At 62.9% G+C, this 21,641-nt stretch carries 21 protein-coding genes; 12 read left to right on the forward strand and 9 right to left on the reverse strand.

The window, feature by feature from the left end:
• Positions 1-12 precede the first annotated feature (12 nt).
• Both H147_RS0108640 and H147_RS0108645 read right to left on the reverse strand, forming a co-directional pair.
• Complete coding sequence (locus H147_RS0108640) at positions 13-987, reverse strand: ABC transporter permease (protein WP_026352382.1); 975 nt, start codon at positions 985-987, stop codon at positions 13-15.
• Positions 988-1,120: 133 nt separating this feature from the next.
• Positions 1,121-2,071, reverse strand: coding sequence for a sugar ABC transporter substrate-binding protein (locus H147_RS0108645; RefSeq protein ID WP_019954960.1), 951 nt, complete (start codon positions 2,069-2,071; stop codon positions 1,121-1,123).
• A 258-nt stretch (positions 2,072-2,329) separates the two neighbouring features.
• Here H147_RS0108645 and H147_RS0108655 point away from each other — a divergent pair, with 258 nt between their 5' ends.
• The 8 genes from H147_RS0108655 (at position 2,330) to H147_RS19515 (ending at position 11,955) form a co-directional block, all read left to right on the forward strand.
• Positions 2,330-4,099, forward strand: coding sequence for an extracellular solute-binding protein (locus tag H147_RS0108655; RefSeq protein ID WP_019954962.1), 1,770 nt, complete (start codon positions 2,330-2,332; stop codon positions 4,097-4,099).
• 20 nt (positions 4,100-4,119) lie between these two features.
• On the forward strand, positions 4,120-4,929 hold the full coding sequence (locus H147_RS0108660; protein WP_019954963.1) for an SDR family NAD(P)-dependent oxidoreductase: 810 nt from the start codon (positions 4,120-4,122) through the stop codon (positions 4,927-4,929).
• A 63-nt stretch (positions 4,930-4,992) separates the two neighbouring features.
• Positions 4,993-6,291 (forward strand): M24 family metallopeptidase, encoded by a 1,299-nt coding sequence (locus H147_RS0108665; protein ID WP_019954964.1) that lies wholly within the window; start codon positions 4,993-4,995, stop codon positions 6,289-6,291.
• 88 nt (positions 6,292-6,379) lie between these two features.
• Positions 6,380-7,351, forward strand: coding sequence for a thiamine pyrophosphate-dependent dehydrogenase E1 component subunit alpha (locus tag H147_RS0108670; protein WP_019954965.1), 972 nt, complete (start codon positions 6,380-6,382; stop codon positions 7,349-7,351).
• Between the two features lie 12 nt (positions 7,352-7,363).
• Positions 7,364-8,359 (forward strand): alpha-ketoacid dehydrogenase subunit beta, encoded by a 996-nt coding sequence (locus H147_RS0108675; protein WP_019954966.1) that lies wholly within the window; start codon positions 7,364-7,366, stop codon positions 8,357-8,359.
• Entirely contained in the window at positions 8,349-9,629 is a 1,281-nt protein-coding gene (locus tag H147_RS0108680; RefSeq protein ID WP_019954967.1) for a biotin/lipoyl-containing protein, read from the forward strand. Before H147_RS0108675 ends, H147_RS0108680 begins: the two co-directional genes overlap by 11 nt.
• A 15-nt stretch (positions 9,630-9,644) precedes the next feature.
• On the forward strand, positions 9,645-11,069 hold the full coding sequence (locus H147_RS0108685) for an NAD-dependent succinate-semialdehyde dehydrogenase (protein WP_019954968.1): 1,425 nt from the start codon (positions 9,645-9,647) through the stop codon (positions 11,067-11,069).
• 10 nt (positions 11,070-11,079) lie between these two features.
• On the forward strand, positions 11,080-11,955 hold the full coding sequence (locus H147_RS19515) for a 2-oxo acid dehydrogenase subunit E2 (protein WP_019954969.1): 876 nt from the start codon (positions 11,080-11,082) through the stop codon (positions 11,953-11,955).
• A 356-nt stretch (positions 11,956-12,311) separates the two neighbouring features.
• On the opposite strand, the gene H147_RS0108700 is transcribed toward H147_RS19515, so the two are convergent.
• Positions 12,312-13,220, reverse strand: a complete 909-nt coding sequence (locus H147_RS0108700) for a LysR family transcriptional regulator (RefSeq protein ID WP_245541123.1) — start codon at positions 13,218-13,220, stop codon at positions 12,312-12,314.
• 506 nt (positions 13,221-13,726) lie between these two features.
• Between H147_RS0108700 and H147_RS19520 the strand changes: the two genes are divergently transcribed.
• From H147_RS19520 to H147_RS0108725, 3 genes are read left to right on the forward strand one after another with little or no spacing between them, the layout of a single operon-like run.
• A complete protein-coding gene (locus H147_RS19520; protein ID WP_019954972.1) occupies positions 13,727-14,260 on the forward strand; it encodes a cytochrome b in 534 nt (177 codons plus the stop codon).
• A 19-nt stretch (positions 14,261-14,279) separates the two neighbouring features.
• Entirely contained in the window at positions 14,280-14,843 is a 564-nt protein-coding gene (locus H147_RS0108720; protein ID WP_019954973.1) for an NADPH-dependent FMN reductase, read from the forward strand.
• Between the two features lie 54 nt (positions 14,844-14,897).
• Entirely contained in the window at positions 14,898-15,350 is a 453-nt protein-coding gene (locus H147_RS0108725; RefSeq protein ID WP_019954974.1) for a hypothetical protein, read from the forward strand.
• Positions 15,351-15,913: 563 nt separating this feature from the next.
• Here the strand turns inward: H147_RS0108725 and H147_RS19525 are convergent.
• From H147_RS19525 to H147_RS20320, 6 genes are all read right to left on the reverse strand, one after another.
• Complete coding sequence (locus H147_RS19525) at positions 15,914-16,456, reverse strand: copper chaperone PCu(A)C (RefSeq protein WP_019954975.1); 543 nt, start codon at positions 16,454-16,456, stop codon at positions 15,914-15,916.
• A gap of 11 nt (positions 16,457-16,467) precedes the next feature.
• On the reverse strand, positions 16,468-18,033 hold the full coding sequence (locus H147_RS0108735; protein WP_019954976.1) for a copper resistance CopC/CopD family protein: 1,566 nt from the start codon (positions 18,031-18,033) through the stop codon (positions 16,468-16,470).
• Between the two features lie 134 nt (positions 18,034-18,167).
• On the reverse strand, positions 18,168-18,704 hold the full coding sequence (locus tag H147_RS0108745; protein WP_019954978.1) for a YcnI family copper-binding membrane protein: 537 nt from the start codon (positions 18,702-18,704) through the stop codon (positions 18,168-18,170).
• A 21-nt stretch (positions 18,705-18,725) separates the two neighbouring features.
• Positions 18,726-18,923 carry a hypothetical protein gene (locus H147_RS0108750; RefSeq protein WP_026352385.1) on the reverse strand — a complete coding sequence of 66 codons (198 nt, stop codon included), beginning with the start codon at positions 18,921-18,923 and terminating at the stop codon, positions 18,726-18,728.
• Positions 18,924-19,164: 241 nt separating this feature from the next.
• Positions 19,165-19,947 (reverse strand): MbnP family protein, encoded by a 783-nt coding sequence (locus H147_RS0108755; protein WP_019954979.1) that lies wholly within the window; start codon positions 19,945-19,947, stop codon positions 19,165-19,167.
• Positions 19,948-20,025: 78 nt separating this feature from the next.
• The gene (locus H147_RS20320) at positions 20,026-20,391 is read right to left on the reverse strand and encodes a hypothetical protein (RefSeq protein ID WP_019954980.1); all 366 of its coding nucleotides are present in this window, start codon (positions 20,389-20,391) and stop codon (positions 20,026-20,028) included.
• Between the two features lie 303 nt (positions 20,392-20,694).
• On the opposite strand from H147_RS20320, the gene H147_RS0108765 reads away from it, so the two are divergent.
• Complete coding sequence (locus H147_RS0108765; protein WP_245541124.1) at positions 20,695-21,639, forward strand: 3-oxoacyl-ACP synthase III family protein; 945 nt, start codon at positions 20,695-20,697, stop codon at positions 21,637-21,639.
• Positions 21,640-21,641 lie beyond the last annotated feature (2 nt).

The raw sequence follows: 21,641 nt of genomic DNA on the forward strand, positions 1-21,641 counted from the left end.
ATCGGCCACTCCTTACGCGATGGGGGACCACAGACGGCCCCGCTTGGCCGCGACATCCAGCCAGACGGCCAGAATGATGATCGCCCATGTGACCATGTATTGAACGTAAAAATCCAGACCGACCAACAGCAATCCATTCTGGATGAATCCAAGGATCAGCACGCCGATCACTGTCTTGAACACGGTGCCAGAGCCCCCCAGCAGGGACGCCCCCCCCAGAATGACCGCCGCGAGCACGGTCAGCTCCAACCCCTGCCCGACGGTGTTCTGGCTGCCAAGGCTGCGGCTGGCCTGCAACAGACCTGCGGTGGCCACGCAAAACGAAGATACCAGATAGGTCAGAAAGACGATCCGCGCACGCGGAATGCCCGAAAACGTCGCCGCCTGCCCGTTGCCACCCACCGCATAGACCTGCCGTCCAAAGGCCGTTTTGGACAAAAGCAGGCTCAGCACGACTGCCAGCAAGCCAAACACAAGGATCGGGACCGGAATTCCCAAGAGGCGGTCCTGGCCGAAAAATGAAAACCACGTGCCCGACTTATCGGCGATGTCCATATTCTGACCGCCCGACCACGTCAGCGTGAGACCATGAATCGCCGACAGCATCCCCAATGTCACGATCAGCGAATTGAGCTTCAGATAGCCGACCAGAAACCCGATGAAGGCCCCAAGCAGCAAGGTCAGCGCAAACATGATCGGGATCGCCATCGCGGGGCCGACCTTGTCGTGCAGGTCAAGCACGACGATCGTGGAAAACGACATCATGGACCCGACCGACAGGTCAAGATTGCCACCGATCACCACAAAGGTGACGCCAAGGGCCATCACCCCGATGATCGCCGAGGACCGCACGACGCCAAGGATGTTGTCCATCGCGATAAACCGCTGGTTGGCGATCGCAAAGCCGACCATGAACAGCACGAAGGCGATCAGAATGCCCTGTTTGGCCACAAATGTGACGACATGCTGTTTCGTCATAATTGTCATGATGGTTCCCTCCCATGTCGGTCGTGTCGTCAAGTCAGGACGGGCGACCGCCCCAGCCCTGTTGTCTGCAACGTAGGTCAAAAAACGCGCAGGGCAGGCGAACCTGCCCCACGCTGTCTCTGGGGGGGAGAGATCAGAACACGGGCTTGGTGAACTCGTCCATGTTTTCCTGAGTGATCTTGGGAGTGTCGAAATAATTCAGGAACGGCACATCTTCGCCGTTCAGGATGTCGATGGCGGTCTGCAAAGCGGCTTCGGCGTCATCGACCGGGGATTGATAGATCGAGCCCCAGTAATCGCCTTCTGCCATCGCGTCATAGCCGACGGCAAAGTTTGTGGCGCCGACAAAGACGATACCTTCGCGCCCTGCGGCGCGGGCCGCGTTCAGTGCGCCGATGCCCATGTTGTCATCGCCGGAATAGACGCCGTCGATGTCGTCGTACTTGATCAGGAAGGCTTCCATCACCTGCTGCGACCGTTCGCGGTTCCAGTCGCCCGGCTGGGTTTCGACCAGGGTCACGTTCGGGCACACTTCTGGCAGACGTTCGTCAAAGCCCTGCTGGCGTTCGATCGCTGTGGTGTAGCCGGGTTGGCCTGAAATCTGCACCACGCGGGCTTCGTTTTCGATCCCGAGTTCGGTGAAACGTTCGCACATGATCTCGGCCGACCGTGACCCTTGGGTGACGTTATCGGGGCCAGAGAAAGACCGGATGAAATCGAACCCCGGTTCGGCAATGTTGGAATTGGTCACGACGACCGGGATGCCGGCATTATGGGCACGGCGCACGGCGGGGATCACGGCCTCGCCGTTGGTGGGCCAGATGATGATGACATCGACTTCCTGCTGGATCAGATCCTCCATCTGCGCCAGTTGGCGGGCGACGTCGCCGCCGGCATCGAGCACGATCACATCGACATCGGGGTTCGCCTCGGCGGCGGCGATGAAGGCGCGTTCATAAGTGGTCTGATAGCTGTCGACGCCGACGTTGTTCTGCGTGATGCCGATCGTCGTGGTCTGGGCAGCAGCCGCCGCACCGAACATCGCTGTGGTGCAGGCAAGAGCTGCGGTCATGGTCATTTTCATTCTAAAATCCTCCCGTGGATCAATGTGTTCCGATTACCGGCAGCCTCCCAGCCCTGGGACACCGCCCCATGTAATCGACCTCGCCAAAAAGCGCGATTTCGGGATGAAAAGACCCCAAAATTTTGTTCATTACGGATTTAATTTTATCCATTATGGGCTTTATGGCAATATTCCCCTCTACCATTATGGCTAATTTGCATGAGGAATACCATGAAGGCATCCCACCGGCGATCTCTCGCCCCACAAAACTCAGGTCCAATGCAACAAAGTGTCGCACGAAATATCCAGTCTGGACAGGCGGCCCCCGGTGGGCCGGCGGTGCTGACCGGCGTGATGGCGGGCGCTGATCTCGACCGTGTGACGCAGTTTTTGTCCAATCTGACGGTGGAGATCGACAACGCCATAGATCCCAATACTGCCAATCCGCATCTGAACATGATTTTGCATCTGCTTCAAAGCCATTCGGCGGGGCGGATCGTATCGCCCTCGTCCATGGTGTCGGCAGCCGGTGTGCCCTATGCGACTGCGACCCGCAAACTGGCCGAGATTCAGGATGCCGGGCTGATCGAACGCCGGGCGCGGACGAAAACCGGCAAAAGCTATTCCCTGCACCCCAGCAGCGACCTGCTGGAAGGGTTCAGCCAGCTGGCCGACCGGATCGACCGGCTGGTGCGGGCTTCGTTCGAGGTCAACGAACCATCTGCCGACATTACCGATTACTATTTCGGCGGGTCCTACCAGCCCGGCCGCGCCGCGATCCCCCCGATGAGCGCATTGCCGCAACCGCTCAAGCTGTCGGGCGGCTTGCGCATCCTTGTGCATGGCGACCCGACGTTCATGGTGATGGAAGGGCTGAAACGCCAGTTCGAACAGATCGTCGGCACCAATATCCACCAGCGCGCCTTTTCCATCGACCGGCTGCGCGAAGAAGCGTTGCGCAATGCCGAACGCCCCAAAAGCCGGTATGACCTGATCGCCATCGACCTGCCTTGGGTCGGTGAATTCGTCGAAAAGGGCGTGATCCGCCCGTTGGACGAGGTGATGGATATCGCACGGCTTGATCCTGCGGATTTCCACACCGCTGGCTGGCGCGCGGCGCATTGGGGCGGGCGCGCGTATGGCGTGCCCAGCCAGACCACGCCGGAACTCTTGTTCTACCGCAAGGATTGGTTCGCGAACGACAATATCGAACCCCCGACCACGACCGCCGGTGTCATCGAGGCCGCACGCCATTTCCACAATCCGCAGCGCGGACGGTACGGCGTGGCATGGAACGCGGCACGCGGTACCGCGCTGGGACATACGTTCATGATGACCTGCGCGGCCTTCGGCCAGCCGATCATCGACATCCCGCGGATCGCGGGCGGTTTCGACACCGACAGGCTGGCCAAGGGCGGGTTTACCCCCACGCTGAACACCGACCGCGCGCTGCAAGCGGCGGAGTACCTGATGCAGCTGTTGGATTATTCGCCGCCCGATATCCTGTCGATGTCGTGGTACGAACGGGTGCGCCCGTATGGTGCAGGCCATGTCGCGATGGCCTATGGCTATACCCTGCTCGCCCCCTATTTCGAGCTTGACCCGAACAGCCCAGCGCATGGCAATACCGGCTATCTGCCGCATCCCCACGGGCCGCAGGGCGCACCGATTGCGCCGGTGGGCGGCTATGTGCTTTGCGTGCCGACCAACCTGCCCGATGACCGGATCGACGACACAGTCGAAGCGCTGGTCACCTTCACATCCCCCGGCGCGCAGAAACTTTACGCCCAGAACGGCAGCCGGACCGAACCCCGCTATTCCGTCGGGGCCGACCCAGAAGTACGGCGCCTGTCGCCGATTTTCGGCCTTCTCGACCAGATGTCCTGGCGCGACGAGCTGCAATTCTGGCCGCGCCCCCCGATCCCGCAGATTTCCGAGATCATCAACCTGTGCGGGTTCGAACTTCACGACATGCTGCGCGGGATCATCAGCCCGCGTGACGCGCTCGACCGGGTGCAGGCCCGCGCCGAAGACATCCTACGACATTAGAACACCCAAGGGAGGAAACCATGGACACCAATCGCCTGAACGGCAAGAACATCCTGATCACCGGGGCCGGACGCGGCATGGGTGCGGCCAATGCCGAAAACTTTGCCGCGCAAGGCGCGAACATTTGCCTTGGCGATCTGGATCTGGACGCGGCCCAAGGCGTCGCGGACAAGATTAACGCCGCAGGCAACGGCAAGGCGATTGCGGTCCGCATGGATGTGACCAAGCGCGAAGACAATGCCGCCGCCGTCGCGGCGACCGTCGCGGCTTTCGGGTCGATCAACGTGGGTGTTTTCAATGCCGGTCTGAACAAGCCCCGTTTCTTCATGGATATCGACGAAGACAACTGGGACCTGATCATGAACGTCAACACCAAGGCGATGTGGCTGGGCATGCAGGAAACCGCCCGCCAGATGATCGCCCAAGGTCCGATGCCCGACCATCCCTACAAGCTGATCAACGTCGGTTCCATCGCGTCGCGCAAACCGCTGGTGGATGTGACGGTCTACTGCACCAGCAAATACGGCTGTCTGGCGCTGACCCATTGCGGGGCCATTGGCCTTGCCGAACACAACATCACCGTCAACGGCTATGCGCCGGGTGTCGTTGTCACACCGCTTTGGGAACAGCTCGACAAGGATCTGGTCGAGATCGGGTTCAAGGACCACGAAGGTCAGGCCTATGACGATATCGTGCGCGACGCGCTGCATATCAAACGCGTCTCCTACCCCAAGGACATCACCGGCACCGCGTCTTTTCTAGTCAGCGACGACAGTGATTACATGACCGGCCAGATGATCCATATCGATGGCGGTTGGTGTATCCAATAGCCTGATTTAATACAATTTTTTATCATCAAATGGTGCGTGTCCCGCACCATGAAGGAGTAAGCCATGTCACGCGCATTGATGCCCAACCTGCTGACGCCGCAAGACCTTGAACCCAACTGGGAATGGCGCGAACGCATTCCCGCCTGGGGCCATACCACGGTGGATTTCGAACGCCGCATCGACCACGACCGTCTGCGCCGCTATCGCCTCGCCCGCACACGGCAGGCGTTGCAGGCATCCAACGCGGGCACGCTGTTGTTGTTCGATGTGAACAATATCCGCTATGTCAGCGCCACCAAGATCGGCGAATGGGAACGGGACAAGATGTGCCGCTTCTGCCTGCTGACGGGTGACGACAGCCCGTATGTCTGGGATTTCGGATCAGCGGCGATGCATCACAAACGCCACGCCGACTGGCTGGAGCCTGACCATTGTCTGGCCGGCGTCGTGGGCATGCGCGGCACGATCCCGCCCGAATTCGGCCTGATGCAGAAATACGCCAAGCAGATCGCCGGACTGATCCGCGATGCGGGCATGGCCGATATGCCGGTGGGTGTCGATTACGCCGAAACCGCGATGTTCCATGCGCTGAAGGAAGAAGGCATCAATGTCGTCGATGGCCAGCAGATCATGCTCGCTGCGCGCGAGATCAAGAATTGGGATGAAATCCAGCTTTTGACGCAGGCTGCCGCGATGGTCGATGGCGTCTATCACATGATCTATGAAGAACTGAAACCCGGCGTGCGCGAAAACGACATCGTCGCGCTGTCCAACAAGATGCTCTATGAAATGGGGTCCGACGATGTCGAGGCGATCAACGCCATTTCCGGCGAACGCTGCAACCCGCATCCGCATAACTTTACCGACCGGCTGATCCGGCCCGGCGATCAGGCGTTCTTTGACATCCTGCAAAGCTATCAGGGATATCGCACCTGTTACTACCGCACGTTCAACGTGGGCCGCGCGACACCGTCGCAGACCGATGCCTATACCAAGGCGCGCGAATGGATCGACGCCTCGATTGCGATGATCAAACCGGGCGTGACGACAGATAAGGTCGCCGCCGTCTGGCCCACCGCCGAAAGCCTTGGCTTTGCAAATGAAGATCAGGCGTTCGGGCTGCAATTCGGGCACGGCCTTGGCCTTGCGCTCCATGAACGGCCCATCATCAGCCGCGCGATCAGCATGGATCACCCGATGGAGATCAAGACCGGCATGGTCTTTGCGCTGGAAACCTATTGCCCCGCCACCGACGGCTATTCCGCCGCACGGATCGAGGAAGAGGTGGTCGTGACCGAAACCGGCTGCGAGGTGATCAGCCTGTTCCCCGCCGAAGAACTGCCCATCGCCAACCGGTATTAGGGCGCTTCGGGGTGCGCAGAATGCGCACCCTACGCCGCCCGTAGGGTGCGCATCTTGCGCACCTGACCCGCACAAAAGGGATCACCCGATGACCAAAACCAATTCCGAAGATTACCTGCGCATGTACCGCCAGATGGTCCGCATCCGCACGTTCGAGGATAATGCCAACCAGTTGTACCTGTCCGCCAAGATGCCGGGCCTCACGCATATGTATTCCGGCGAAGAGGCCGTCGCCGTCGGCATCTGCGAGGCGCTGACCGATGATGACCGCATCACATCGACCCACCGTGGCCACGGGCATTGCGTGGCCAAGGGGGCGAATTTCCGCGAAATGTTCTGCGAACTGCTGGGCAAGGAAGAAGGCTATTGCCGCGGCAAGGGCGGGTCGATGCATATCGCCGACCAAAGCCACGGCAATCTGGGCGCCAATGCCATCGTCGGCGGGTCGATGGGGATCGCCACAGGCTCTGCCCTGCGGGCAAAACTTCTGGGCCAGAACGACGTCACCGTCTGTTTCTTTGGTGACGGGGCCACCGCACAAGGCCTGCTCTATGAGGTGATGAACATGGCGGCCCTGTGGCATCTGCCGGTCATCTATGCCTGCGAAAACAACGGCTATTCCGAATACACCAAGACCGAGGAAATCGCTGCAGGCTCCATCACCGCCCGCGCCGAAGCTTTCGGGATCGAAGCGTTCAAGGTCGATGGACAGGATGTGCTGGCCGTCAACGCGTTGACGCAAAAACTGGTCGCGCGCTGCCGCAAGGGCGAAGGGCCGTTCTTTGTCGAACTCGAAACCTACCGCTATCACGGCCACCATGTGGGCGACATCAACCGCGAATATTACCGGTCCAAGGACGAAGAAAAGGATTGGAAAGAGAACCGCGACCCCATCGTGCGGTTCCGCGGCTGGCTGGTCGATCAAGGCATCGCCACCGAGGCCGAGATCGAAGCGATGAACGCCGAGATCGAGGAAGATGCGACTGCCGCCGTCGCCTATGCCGAGGCCGCCAAATACCCCGATGTGTCCGAAGTGGACATGCACGTCTACGCGGATTGAGGAGAGCCAATCATGAGAGAGATCACCCTGTCCCAAGCCGTCAACGAGGCCATCGCCGAAGAAATGCGCCGTGACGCAACCGTGTTTCTGATGGGCGAAGACGTGGCCGAGGCGGGCACCCCCTTCAAGGTCCTGTCCGGTCTGGTCGAGGAATTCGGCACCGAACGGGTCATTGACACGCCCATTTCCGAACCCGGTTTTGTCGGGCTTGCCGTCGGTGCCGCCATGACCGGCGCGCGCCCTATCGTCGATCTGATGTTCGGCGATTTCATCTATCTGGTGATGGACCAGCTGTGCAATCAGGCGGCCAAGCAGCATTACATGTCGGGCGGCAAACTGAAGGTGCCGATGGTTTTGCGCACCAATATGGGCGCGACCCGCCGGTCTGCCGCGCAACACAGCCAGTCCTTGCAGGCTTTGGTCGCACATATTCCGGGGCTGAAGGTCGCGATGCCGTCATCGGCCTACGAGGCCAAGGGCCTGATGAAAACCGCGATCCGCGACAACAACCCTGTCGTCATTTTTGAGGACAAGTTGATGTATCAGGACAAGGCCCCCGTGCCGGAAGAGGAATATCTGATCCCCTTCGGTGTCGCGAACGTCAAGCGGACCGGCACCGACATCACCTTTATCGCCACGTCGTCCATGGTGCAGGTCGCGGAAAAAGCTGCCGACATTCTGGCCAAGGAAGGCATCAGCGTCGAGGTGATCGACCCCCGCACCATCGTGCCTTTGGACGAGGAAACGCTGCTGGCCAGCGTACGCAAGACCAGCCGCGCCATCGTCATCGACGAAGGGCACCAAAGCTACGGCGTCACCGCAGAAATCGCGTCGCGCCTGAACGAAAAGGCGTTCTACCATCTGGATGCCCCCGTCCTGCGCATGGGGGCCATGGATGTGCCCGTCCCCTTCTCGCCCGCGCTGGAAGATGTCACCGTGCCCACGCCCGAAACCGTCGCTGCCAATGCCCGCAGGCTTTGCGCGGGGGAGATGATCCATGCCGCGTGATGTGACAATGCCCCAGCTTGGCATGGCGCAGGACGCGGGCAAGATCGTCGCCTGGCTCAAAGCGCCGGGCGATGCCGTGACCAAAGGCGATGCCTTGTTCGAGGTGGAAACCGACAAGGCCACGATGGAGGTCGAGGCGCAGGCCAGCGGCTTTCTGACCGGCGTGACAGCCGGCGAAGGCGAAGATGTGCCGGTCGGTGCCGTGATCGCGCAGATTTCCGACAGCGCCGCTGACGATGCCCCTGCCCCCAAACCGGCCGACGCCCCCGCCGCAGGCGACGACCTGCCGCCGGGCAAATCCGTCACCATGCCCCAGCTTGGCATGGCGCAGGACACCGGCCTCTTGGTCAACTGGCTGAAATCCCCCGGCGATGCCGTTGCCGCCGACGATCTGCTGTTCGAGGTCGAAACCGACAAATCCACGATGGAAGTCAGCGCAGGTTTCGACGGCTTTCTGGCCGCCACCTTGGCCGAGGCTGGCCAAGAGGTGCCGGTCGGTGCGCAGGTTGCGATCATCAGCGCGGACAAGCCCGAAAATCCGGTCGCCCGAAAACATGGCGATGCCGCCAAATCGGCCCCTACGCCAGAACCTACCGCAAAGGCACCTGACGCACCAAAGCAGAAGGATCCAAAACCGGCCACCCCTGCCCCGCCCGCGGCGCAGACGAATGGGCGTATCCTCGCGTCACCAAAGGCCCGCAGGCTGGCGCTGGAACAGGGGCTTGATCTGGCACTGTTGGTCAAGGCGGGCCATGCACAACCGTTCCACGTCGCTGATCTGGAAACCTTGCGCGCAATACCCACAGAAACGCCGGTTGCGACAACCGCTGCCGCGACATGCAGCCTGACCGCGGAAATCAGCGATGATGGCTTTGTCGACTTCATCCCTTGGGCAGCACAGAACGGATTGACTGACGCAGACGCACTCCTTGCCGGTCTCGCGGGTGCCAGCCTGACGGCCCCCTGCGTTGTCGCCATCGACCGCTTTGGCCAGCAGCACCGCTATGCCGTACCTGCGGGGCGGTCGTTGTCCGCTGTCGGGCCAACCGAGAATGCGGCAGACCTGATCCTGCGCGACCTGCGCGGCACAGCCTTGCGCAACATCACGCTGGGCGCGGCGGACTTGCCGGTTCTGACGCTGATGACAGGCGCACAGGGGCTGACGATCACGCTGGAATGCACGTCCGCACAACTGGATGCCGCCGCCGCGATCCAGCTTCTGACAACTTTCGCAGGCCGGATGGAGCATCCGCTTCACCATCTGCTCTGACCCTTGGGGACCGAAATGGAATATACCGACCTTTATATCAACGGCGCATGGCACAAGACCGCAGATCGGTTCGACGTCATCAACCCCGCCACCGAACAGGTCATCGCCTCGGTCGCGAGCGCCGATATCGCTGATGCGGACAAGGCATTGGACGCCGCCGAGGCCGCGATGGCCGATTGGGCCGCCCGCACCCCGCGCGCACGCTCTGAAGTATTGCGCAAGGCGTGGGAACTGATGACAGCACGGCTGGATGAATTCGCGCATCTGATCACGCTCGAAAACGGCAAGGCGGGCGCCGATGCCAAAGGCGAGGCCGCCTATGCCGCCGAATTCTTTCGCTGGTTCGCGGAAGAGGCCGTGCGCGCCGATGGCATGATCACCCATGCCCCCGCATCGGGCGCGCGGATCATGGTGCAGCATAAACCGGCAGGCCTCGCCGTGCTGATCACGCCGTGGAACTACCCCGCCGCGATGGGCACCCGCAAGATCGCGCCCGCCTTGGCGGCAGGGTGCGGCGTCATCATCAAACCCGCCTCTGAAACGCCCTTGACCATGCTGGCACTGATGCCCCTGTTGGAAGAGGCCGGCGTGCCCCCCGGTCTGGTCAACGTCCTGCCGTCGCGCAAGACCGGCGCGCTTGTGGATCACATGCTGCACGACCCCCGCGTACGCGTTGTCAGTTTCACCGGATCGACCGGCGTGGGCCGCAAGCTGTTGAAATCGGCCGCCGATCAGGTGCTGAAACCGGCGATGGAATTGGGCGGCAACGCGCCGGTGATCGTCTTTGACGATACCGATATCGATACTGCGATCGACGGTACGATGCAGGCCAAGATGCGCAATCTGGGCGAGGCTTGCACCGCCGCAAACCGGATTTATGTGCATGAACGCATTGCAGAAGACTTCACCAAACGCCTGACCGCCCGGATGGCCACGCTGAAAGTCGGCGACGGCAGCGACCCCAGCGTCGACGTCGGCCCCCTGGTCAACGCCGATACCCGCGACAAGGTGGCGGCTTTCGTTGCCGATGCCGTGGCCAAAGGGGCCAAGGTGGAATGCGGCGGGGTCACGCCTGATGGCAAAGGCTATTTCTACCCGCCCACGGTCCTGTCCAATGTGTCCGAAACAGCCGATTGCGTGCATGACGAAATCTTCGGACCCGTCGCCGCGATCCAGACCTTCACCGATCAGGACGATGTCATAAGGCGCGCCAATGCCACCGAATACGGGCTGGTCGCCTATGTATTCTCGGGTGATTTCAAACGCGCCTTGCAGGTCTGCGAAAGGCTCGACTACGGGATGGTGGGGCTGAACCGTGGCCTTGTCAGCGACCCTGCGGCACCGTTCGGCGGCACCAAGCAATCGGGGCTGGGCCGTGAAGGCGGGCATGAAGGCATGCTCGAATTCATGGAAACGCAATATATTTCAGCCAGTTGGTAAGGGGATCACCATGACAGAGATTATCGCCAGCCCCTCGACCCGCCGCATGGCGCGCGATCAGAATGTGGATATCGACAATCTGGCAAGGAAGCTGGGGCGCACGACGATCGGCCCCGAGGATATCGCGGCAAAGTCCGGCGCTGCACCGACCGGCGACATCGGCTATTGGGATGTGGATCATAGCCAGTACGGCCCTGTGACCGAGGAACCGATGTCACGCTTTGCGCAGGTCGCGGCCCGCAACATGGCCGCCGCCCAGTCGCTGATCCCCGCGGTCACACACCACGACCGCGCCGATATCCGCGCGGTAGAACGCCTCCGGTCCAGCCTGCGATCGCAGGCCGACGCGCGCGGTGTCAAACTGACCGCGCTGGCGTTCCATGTGGCCGCTCTTGCGCGGGGCTTGCGCAAATTTCCGCGGTTCAATACATCGCTCTCGCCTGATGGGCAGACACTTGTGCTGAAGGGTTATATCCACATCGGGATCGCCGTGGACACGCCGCACGGGTTGATGGTGCCGGTCATCCGCGATGCCGACCATAAGGGTCTGTGGCAGATCGCAGCGGAAATCGCCGATCTGGCGGCGCGCGCGCAGGCGCGCAAGGTCACGCCGGATCAGATGGGCGGGGCCTCCATGACGATCACCAATCTGGGCGGGATCGGCGGCACCGCCTTTACCCCTATCGTGAACCCGCCGGAGGTTGCGATCCTTGGCATCACGCGCACCGAAACCGTCACTGTCTGGGATGGCGAAACACCGCGTCCGGTGCCGATGGTGCCGCTTGATCTGTCCTATGACCACCGCGTGATCAACGGTGCGGATGCCGCGCGGTTCATGGCGCATTATTGCAGCCTGATCGGCGATCCCCGCAACATGCTGATCTGACGCAGGCCGCTGACTGGCCCGCTTGGACAGGTGGCGCTTTGACGTTTGGCCGCAGCCCGTGCAGGCGGAGGCGCGCGAACGTGCCGGGCAAGACAGCGTCGGTTGAGACCCGATTGACGCTTGCGATTGTCATGGGCTGTGGCGCGGTCGGATCGTGCGCCGTCTGGTCAATCATGATGCGCGTGATCGTCTGTCGGGATGCCGACCAGACCTGACGCGGGCGTCAATAGAACATCGCTTCTTGTGGCATCGGTCGCTTTGGATGACAGCCCTTGCGCCAAAGCCTTCGGCGCGTGTCGGATAGGTTGCCACCGGCGGCAGCAGCAATTTGATATCTGCCGGTGGATTGGTCTTTCCTAGCGGATCGCGGGTCGTGCGGCGGTCTCTGCCAATATGCGCACCCTGAGGTGCGAAAGGAACGTCTGCACCTTTGTTGTGCGGTGCAGATCGACATGGGTCACAACCCAGAGCGCGGTCGACCACGCGTCGCCGGGCGCGATGATCTCGACCAGATCGGGCCGGACGCAGGCATCGTGTTCGGCCAGAAACCCCAGCCCCAGCCCGTCGCAGACCGCGCTGTGCAGCACCTGTTGGTCGGTGGTCTGCAGGGCCAGCGCCTCGGGCGGGACATTGGCATTCATCCAGTCGGCATAGGGCACCGGGCGCGGTGCGCCGACCGACCCGACAAAGCGGTGCCCATCAAGACGATCGGGGTCGATCGGACCCGCCCGGTCGCGATAGTCCCGGCTGGCATAAAGCCCAAAGCGCAGGCGGCGATACAGCGTCACGACGTAGTCGGGCACCTCCGGTTTCGCCCCGGCGCGGACGGCGACATGCGCTTCGCCATGCTCCAACCGTGCGAGTTGCGCCCCGGCCACGAATTCCAGTGCAATCTGCGGATGGGCAAGATGGAAATCGCGGATCGCGGGCATCACGAGCGGCGCTACGCCCGCCAGGGCGGTCACGATCAGCGATCCCGACAATTGCCCGGCTTTGCCACGCGCGCGTCCGGCCAGATCGGCGAACATCTCATCGGCGCGGCTGGCGACCTCCAGCATATCGCGGCCCGCATCTGTCAGCGCATAGCCGCGCGCATGGCGCTGGAACAGCGTGTCGCCAAACGCCCCTTCCAGTGTCTCGACGTGGCGGTTTACCGTCGCACGATGCACGCCGAGCGCATCGGCCGCCGCACTGACCGTGCCAAGACGCGCGACCATCAGCGCGGTGCGGAGTTCCGTCCAGTATTCCATATCCGTGCGTAGCATCGAACAGGGGACGCAGCAACGCGCGGGTCATCCGCGTTTCGACCTGTGGTGCATCAAGACCGTGTATCGCAGGCGTGTTTCAATCCGGTCGTCAGGACCGTCGCTCTGGCCGCGCAATCTTGTTGGCAGAGCGAGGATATCCCGTGTCTGCCCATATCTTGACCCCATCACTGTCGGTGCTCAACCTGTTGCTGCGCTTGGCGAGACGCTCGGGGTCGGCGATTCACACCCGCTGATCCGTGGCAGGACACGGCGCGGCGTCTACCTATCGCCCACAGGCTGGAGGATATGGCTGGAACCCGCCACGGCGCGCTGTTCGACTGGCCAACAAAGGCGGCGATCACCGATTGGGCGCAGGCAATCGCGTGGGCGCCCGTTCCCGGCAAGCGATGACACACTGTCCCCATGTCATATCAGCGCGCATGTTCTGCGCATTTCGATATCTGGTGCGCATCGGATCGTCGCCGCAGGGTATGGCGTGAAAACCAAAGAAAAGGCACCGCACCATGCAAAGATATCACCCCTTTCTTGTCGTGCTGCATTGGCTGATTGCATTGATGATCCTTGTCGCGCTTGCTGCGGGTGGTGTGGTGCTTGCCAACATGCCACCCGACAGCCCTGACAAGGTGAAGGGTCTTGGCGGCCACATGGTCTTTGGCATGGCGATCGGCGTCTTGCTGATCCTCCGCCTTGTCACCCGCACGCGCAGCACGCACCCGCCACATGCCACGACCGGCACCCCCTTGCTTGACCGGCTTGGTCGCTGGACGCATTGGGGGTTCTATGTGCTGATCGCGGGCATGGTCGCCACCGGATTGGCATCAGCGCTTGGCGCGGGCCTTTTTCCCATCGTCTATGGCGGCACGGCCGAGACGCTGCCACCGGAACTCTCGGATCTTCGGCAGCGGGCGGCGCATGGTGTGATCGCATCGCTTCTGGTGGCGCTGATCGCCCTGCACGTGGTGGCAGCGGTTTATCACCAATTCATCCTCAAGGATGGTCTTCTTCGCCGGATGTGGTTCGGCAGGCGGTCGGCATGACCCGGCTGAGGTATCCATCATGAAACTGTTGTCTTTTGCGGCCACGAACAGCCGCCAATCCATCAATCGGGCGCTGATCGACCATGCGGGTCGCCGACTGCGGGCGATCATCCCGGCGGCAGAGGTCGAAACGCTCGACCTGAATGCCTATGAGATGCCGATCTATTCCATTGACCGCGAACGCGCGGACGGGATTCCCGCCGCAGCGCGGGATTTCCATGGCCGGATCGGTGCGGCCGATGCCGTGCTTGTCGCTTTCGCCGAGCACAATGGCTTTGTGACCGCAGCCTGGAAGAATGTCTTTGACTGGATGAGCCGGATCGAAATGGCGCTCTGGCAGGGCAAACCCATGGTGATGCTGGCGGCAACACCCGGACCAAGGGCGGGCGCCAATGTGCTGGCAAGCCAGCAGATGCTGGCCCCGCATTTCGGCGCCGACCTGCGCGGCACGCTGGGGATCGGCAACTGGCCCGAGGCTTGGGATGCCGCCACCGCACGGCTGACCCGGCCCGAGGATATCGCCGCGCTCGATGACGTTCTGCGCCGCCTCGTCGCGACACCAGACCCGTTCGCCTTGGCCTGACCACGCCTTGGCCGCCCCCGCCCAGCCCATCAGACAACGCAGCAAGGAACCCCGATGACCAAAACACAAACCACCGCCCTGAAGATCGCAGCCATCCTGTGGGTGATCTGGGGCCTTGTTCACACCCTCGCAGGGGTGATGACGATCATTCAGGCCCCATCCGGGGGCTTTGCCGCCATCGCAGATGCTGTCGATCCCGCATTGTTGGTCGCCGATTATCATCCGGCGGTCGGCGGGGTCCTGAACCAGCACGGATTCAACCTTTTGTGGATCGGGATCGTCACAATCCTTGGTGCCTCATTCATCTGGCGGCGCAACCTGACCGCGATCTGGGTCACCGCAATGGTGGGCGGTCTTGCGGATATCGGCTATCTGGTGTTCGTGGACCTGCCGGGCTACGTGAATTTCTTTCCGGGCACCGTGATGACGCTGATCTCGGGTTCGGCAATCGTGCTCAGCTTCTGGGTCTGGCTCGGCACAAGGCGCTTGTCCGCCACGCAGGCCTGACGCAGTCCTGCCAAGCTGAAAGGCCACATTCATGTCCGACCTGCCAAGGATCACCCCCGCCGACAACGGCCCGCTGATTGTCGAGAGCGCACCCCGTCTGACAGGCGCGGTCGCCTTGGATGTGTCAGGCAGGCCCAAGGTGGCGCTATGCCGCGGCGAACAAGCCGTTCTGCGACGGCTCTCACCCTGGCGCCAAATGGTCCGATGACAGCCACCACGCGACGGAGTGACGAGGCCGCTTTTGGCGTTGTCGACGGCTCCATCACGGTTCTGGCGCATCTCCCGGCACTGCATCCCGCCCGTGGCTGATGCGTGTGGGATCGGTCTGTGCGATCGGACGTGCCAAAGCCTTTGCCAAGACATGCGAAAGGATGCTTGCATCCGGTCCGGCCGCCACCTTGGCTGACGCATCCCATGTCCGGCAACAGACCCGGACGACGCAGCGCTTTACCTCGCGCAGGCGCTGGCCTCGGGGCTGATCGTCTGGTTCGGCGGCCGGATTGGCTGGCGTGTGGGTGGCACAATTGTGGCGGCGATGGGCAGTGCAGGCCTGACCGGCGGACTCAGCCTGCTTGTGAAGATGCTGAAATTCGCGCTGCATTGATCCGCGCGGCCTTTGGGCCATCGGCTGCCACATCCCCTGTCGGCAGAACAAGCCTGCCATGATCATGCCCTGTTATCGCGTCGTCGCGCGGTTCGACCCAGAATTCGAACGCGATCTCGCCCGCATGTTCAAAGACCAGCGTGGCGGGAATACGCTCGCCTTCCTCGAAGGGGTCGCCGTCAAGGCCCATGAACATCACATGCATGCCACCCGGCGCGAATCTCACCGTCTCGCCCGGTGCGATCGCGATACCCTCGACCTGGATCATCCGGGTCACGCCCTGCGCGTCGGTTTGCGTCGCGTGCAGCGTCACGCGCGGGAACTCGGCGCGCACCGCAAGCAGGCGGTCGGCTGCGCTGCCGGTGTTCGTGATCGTCAGATAGCCTGCGCCGGACATCGCCGTGGCCACGGTTTCCAGCGCGTAGGGGTGGTCGATGACCAGCGTGTCGGTGATCACCTCGTGAGCGGTGGCAGGCAGCGCGGCAAGGGCAAGGCGTTTCATGGGGTCTCCTGTCAATCGGGAAGGTTGATCGTGTCGGTCAGTATCATGCTTTCGAAATCGGTGATCAGAAGGCGCAGCGTCACCTCCCAATCGCCTGCGAGCGGCAAGGTGACGGGCCCCGCATGCCAAAGCCCGTCACCGCCTCGCAGCGCCTGTTGCCGGATCGGCGCGATCCCGGCTGCGGGCTGTGCAAAGATGACCTCGGCGGCCCGTGGCACCAGTTCGGCGAAATCGCCCGTCTGAAAACCGAGCATGACGGTGACCGGCCCCGCGCGCCCCGGTGTCAGCCGGATGTCGGCCATCGCGCGGTCGGTGTGGATATGCGCATAAAGCGGTGCGACCGGCGCGGCCAAGGCACGGGGCGGCGGCGTCAGCCGAAAGCCCGAAGCCAGCGCAAGGATCGCCAGCCCGAGGACGATCTCGGCACGGATGGCGCGTCTGAGATGCGGCGCGGCCTGCGGCTGCGCCTCGCAAAGCGCAGGGGTCAGGACAAACCGGTTTCTTGCAGCAACACCAAGGAGAATTGCGACAAGGACCAGTTTTGCCGCAAGCACGATGCCATAGGCTGATCCCATCAGGCCCGTTGAGGTGCCTGCCTGCAACCAGGTCAATGTCGCGCCGCTGAGGACCAGCACCACGACCGCGGGAATGGCGATTGCGGCAAAGCGATGCAGGATGACGGCGGCATCGGCCCCGCGCAGCGCGAAAAGCAGCGGCAGGAGCGATCCCATCCAAAAGACAAGCGCAGCGGCATGCAGCGTGACGGCGGGCAAGGCGACCGCGCGCGGCGGCGCGGCGGCGGCATGACCAGAGGCCGCGAATGACAGCGCAGCCAGCAGCAGTGCCACGAGCGCAAACGCGTCGCGCACGGGGCCTGTGCCGCAGCGCAATGCGCCAGCCGAAAGCACCGCAGCCATGCATGACAAGATGACGGTCAGGGTCACCGGCGCTGATAGCCCCGCCCACCACGGCTGCGGCGTCAGCAGCGCAGCGGGGGCCAGCGACAGCATGTCGAGCCCCTGAACGCCCACCACCAGCACGCCTGCGGGCAAGGTCGCACTGGCGGCAACCAATGCGGCACGGGACAATTGCGGCCCGGCCTGCCCACGGATGACGAACGCCGCAAACAGCGACGCGCCGACGGCCACCACCACAGTTGCGGTCAGCAAAAAGCGCAGGGCAGAGGCCATCCGGGCCGCGCCTGCCGCAAGGTCCGCCGGGGTCGGCGGCGCGGCAGAAGGCGCGCCGATATGAAACGTCAGCGTGCCGCCCACGGGATGTCCATCCGCCGATACAACGCGCCATGACAGCAGATATGTCCCCTCGACCAGAACACCCCGGAGCGCTGCGGTCACGACCGCGTTCTCTGCCGTTCCCACAAGATCGGTCGCAGCCCCGTCCGGTCCAAAAAGACGCAGAACCAAGGGGGCAACCGGCTCGTTGAAGGTCAGCGTAACGTTGCCGGGCATCGCGTCAAGCACCGCCCCGTCGGCAGGGCCCGCGCCACGCAACTGGGCATGCGCCAGCGCCTGCAACGGCATGAACAGGACAAGGAGAAGGATCAGGGCATGACGCATCGGCGGTTATCCATTAATTGTTCCGCCGAGCCATGGCCTTGCCCGGCGGCGTTGTCGGCGCGCATCAAGGGCTTGCGCCGCAAGGTCGTGGCGATCGGACAGCGACGTCGCCGCAACCCGACCCCCAGGCATAGCTAATGCCCATGCCCGGCCGGGGCCGCTGGCACGACCATGACGCCGGGTGCCGGATCCTCCAGATCGTGGCTGTCCTGTCCGGCGGCAGGGATCTCGATCCAGCGTTCGGCCCCGTTTGCGCATTCCTGCACGACAGGAATGTACAGCATCGCACCTGCCGGGACCTCTTCGGTCACGCGGACACGGAACACGAATTCATCGTAAAAGGCATCGGGCAGCTCACCCGACCAGATGATTTCGCGCACGCCTTCGGTCACGGAATTGCCATGTATGGCATGGGCATTGGCATAGGGCCCTGTCACGGTCTGAAGTTCCCAACCGGCCTTGACCATGGGCTGGGTCGCAATGACGCCTTCGGGTATCTGGACGCGCACGCGCAGCGTTGCCTCGTCGCCGCAGCCATGGGGCACCCGCAACGTCAGACGGCTGGTCTGGTTTTGCACGACCTCGCGTTCGGCAAAGGTGGCATGGGCGGCGGCCTTGGTGGCGGCGGCAAACGGCAATGCAAGGACTGCGATTGCGAGAATGTGTTTCATCTTCGTACTTTCGTGTTGGTTTCAGTTGACGGGCATCGCTCTGTTCACACTGGCCGGGTGCCCGCCCGGCCAAGGGTCCGCGAAGGCCGGATCAGCGAGGAATTCCTCGCTGATCCGGCTGTCGAGAAAGGCAATCAGGTCCGCGATTTCGGCGTCCGATATCTGGAATTCGGTGATCAGCGGGGGCCTTGAATGGATTGTCGTGGCCCACACCTGCATGGGGACCACTGGCGATGCGCCGTCCACCTGCGGCGTCGTGGCGGATCGTCGCCTCCAGCGTCGCGACAGACCCGTGATGCATGTCGGGTGCAGTCACTGCGACGTTGCGCAGGCCAGGTGTCCGAAAGCAGCCCCTGTCGAACGGCACGTCCGTAACCTCAAAAAGGCCGCGGTCTCCGGCGGGATAAGCCCGCCTTCCCCCAGGGCGTCCGGTTCTGGCAAAGGATCGCATGGCCAAGCGTCAGCGCAGGGTCACAAGGCGCTGTTGTTCGGCCGGCAAGGCATTGAACGCCATCCCCAGCCGCAGCAGCACCCTGGTGCAGTCAGCATCGTGCGGGAAAGACATGCAGCCCGGGCTGGTCTTGGGCGTGGTCTGTGTCAGGTCCGCGCCCGCACCAAAGGCGGCAGGGTCTATGACCACCATGCTCGTGCCGGGGATGAAGCCCGGCAGCACCCCGGCCCCGCAGTTGGGATTGGCGCAGGGTTCGGTCGGTGGCGGCGTCGCGTCGGAGGCTGCGCACAATGTCGTGCCCAGATGCAGCATCCCGCTGCCGGGGCCGACGTGACCTGCCTTTTCGACCTGGGTGGTCGCGGCAACAGTCATGTCCGCTGTTGTGACCGGCGAGAATGCGATCTTGGCGAACTTGTCGCCGCCCCGCCAGTTCCAGAACATTGCCGTCAGGTTCAGGGGTGCCGGCGCGGTTGTGGATTCCCCGTGATTCCCGTCGAAGGATACACCGCCTTCGAACTCCGGCCCGCGATACTCGCCATCTGGCACGGTGCCGCGCAGCGTGGTGTTGACCTGCGGCGTGCCGTCGGCGGCGATCAGATTGGCCGACGAAACGAAAATGCGAAAATCGAGGACCTGCACCTCGGTTCCCGCACGGCCAAGGCCCGCATCGCTGTCAGTGCAGGCAAAGGGCGCACCGGCACTCTGGGCGGTGAAGGGAATCTCGACCGTCAGATCGGCGCAGACCGGACTGGCGGCAAGGGCGGCCAAGGCCGCAACAACAAAACGATTCATGGCAGATCATCCAGATTGATCAGGTGCCCGCACGGGCGCGGGCAATCTTGGCCCGCAACACGCGGAACCTGATGAAAGTCAGATCAAACGGATAAACGGGGGGCCGCGGGCCGGTGGCGCGCGTGGCGCCTGACCGCGCGGCGTCGCGCGATCCGCGATGGCCACTTGCGCGACCGAGCCGACAAGATCACCGGAAGCATCAAGGTCCGCCGGGGCAAGCGCCAGACTTTTGGCCAAGGTACAGGACGGGCAATCTGCATGGGGCGCGCCGTCCTCTCTGGGGAGGTCCGACAGGCACAGGTCGGCCAGCGATCCGCCAAGCGCAAGATAGGACGCGATCTGCGGGTCCGTCAGGCCATGGCCGGAATCAGCAGGACGGTGCGCGAACGCCACCATCACAAGGGCCATGGCACACAGCAGCGACACAGCCCTGTTCCAGATCATGAATCGAAACCTTCCCATGCTGGAAGGTCTACAGAGCTTCGCCTGCCCGCGCAATCAAGACATTCCGCCCTTGCGAAAAGAACCGCGCCTTCATCCCGCGCTTCCCCGACCGAAGCGCCTGCTCAGCGGTCCCCGGGCTGACAGACGACCGATACGCGTTGATCTGAGACCTCTTGCGCGATAGCGTCAGGGGTGGAAAAGGTGCCGGTTTTTGCGCCGCGCAGGACGGGCTGGGTAACTGACATGACAGGTCATCTGCGGATTTCGGTGTGCGGAACAGGGCGCGCGTCCCCCGCCCGACGCATGACGACGACCGATCTCGAACAGCAGCGGCGGCTTGGCACGGGCCGCGTGGTGCAGGCAACAGGGGTGGTGAGCCGTTATCTGTGCGACACCGAAGACCAGATCAGCCTTGCGGTCACTGCTTGCAGGGCCGCGCTGGACGATGCGGGTCTTTCGGCGGATCAGATCGATCTGCTCGTGTTCGGCGCGGCGGTCCCCTATCAGCCGATCCCGGCGACGGCCCCTTTGGTTATGCGGCGGCTTGCCATGGCGGACGGGACGGCCGCTGCCTTTGACGTGAACGCAACCTGCCTGAGCTTCATCACTGCATTCGACCTTGCCGCCCGCCAGATCGCGACGGGCGTCGCACGCCGTGCACTTGTCGTGTCATCCGAAGTCGCATCGCGTGCCCTGCCATGGGATGATGATCCGGAAACCGCCGCGCTGTTCGGTGACGGCGCGGCAGCGATGGTCTTGGGCGCAAGCCCACCACGCGCGGCGGCCTGTGTTGCAGCGATGCAGATGCGCAGCTACCCGTCGGCCTATGAGGCCTGCACGCTGGGTGCAGGCGGCACAAGGTTTGATTACCATAAAGATCCCGCCGGATTTGCGGCCAACAGCACCTTTGACATGGATGGCAAGGCGCTGTTTCGCGTCACGGCCCAGCATTTCAAAGGCTTTGTCGCCGATCTTTTGGTCAGGGCCGGCTGGCGACAAAGCGATGTCGCGCTGGTCGTCCCGCATCAGGCAAGCCCCGCAGGCCTTGCACATATGATCCGGCTGACGGGGTTCGCGCCCCGGCAGGTCGTCGATATCGCCGCCGAATATGGCAATCAGGTCGCGGCCTCGATCCCTTTTGCCTATGATCTGGCCCGCCGCGACGGTCGGATCGCAGCAGGCGACAAGGTGCTGATGCTTGGCACCTCGGCGGGGGTGTCGTTTGGCGGCCTGGCCCTGGTTGCCTGACG

Origin of the sequence: Yoonia vestfoldensis DSM 16212, assembly GCF_000382265.1 — a bacterium.
Classification (GTDB): Bacteria; Pseudomonadota; Alphaproteobacteria; order Rhodobacterales; family Rhodobacteraceae; genus Yoonia; species Yoonia vestfoldensis.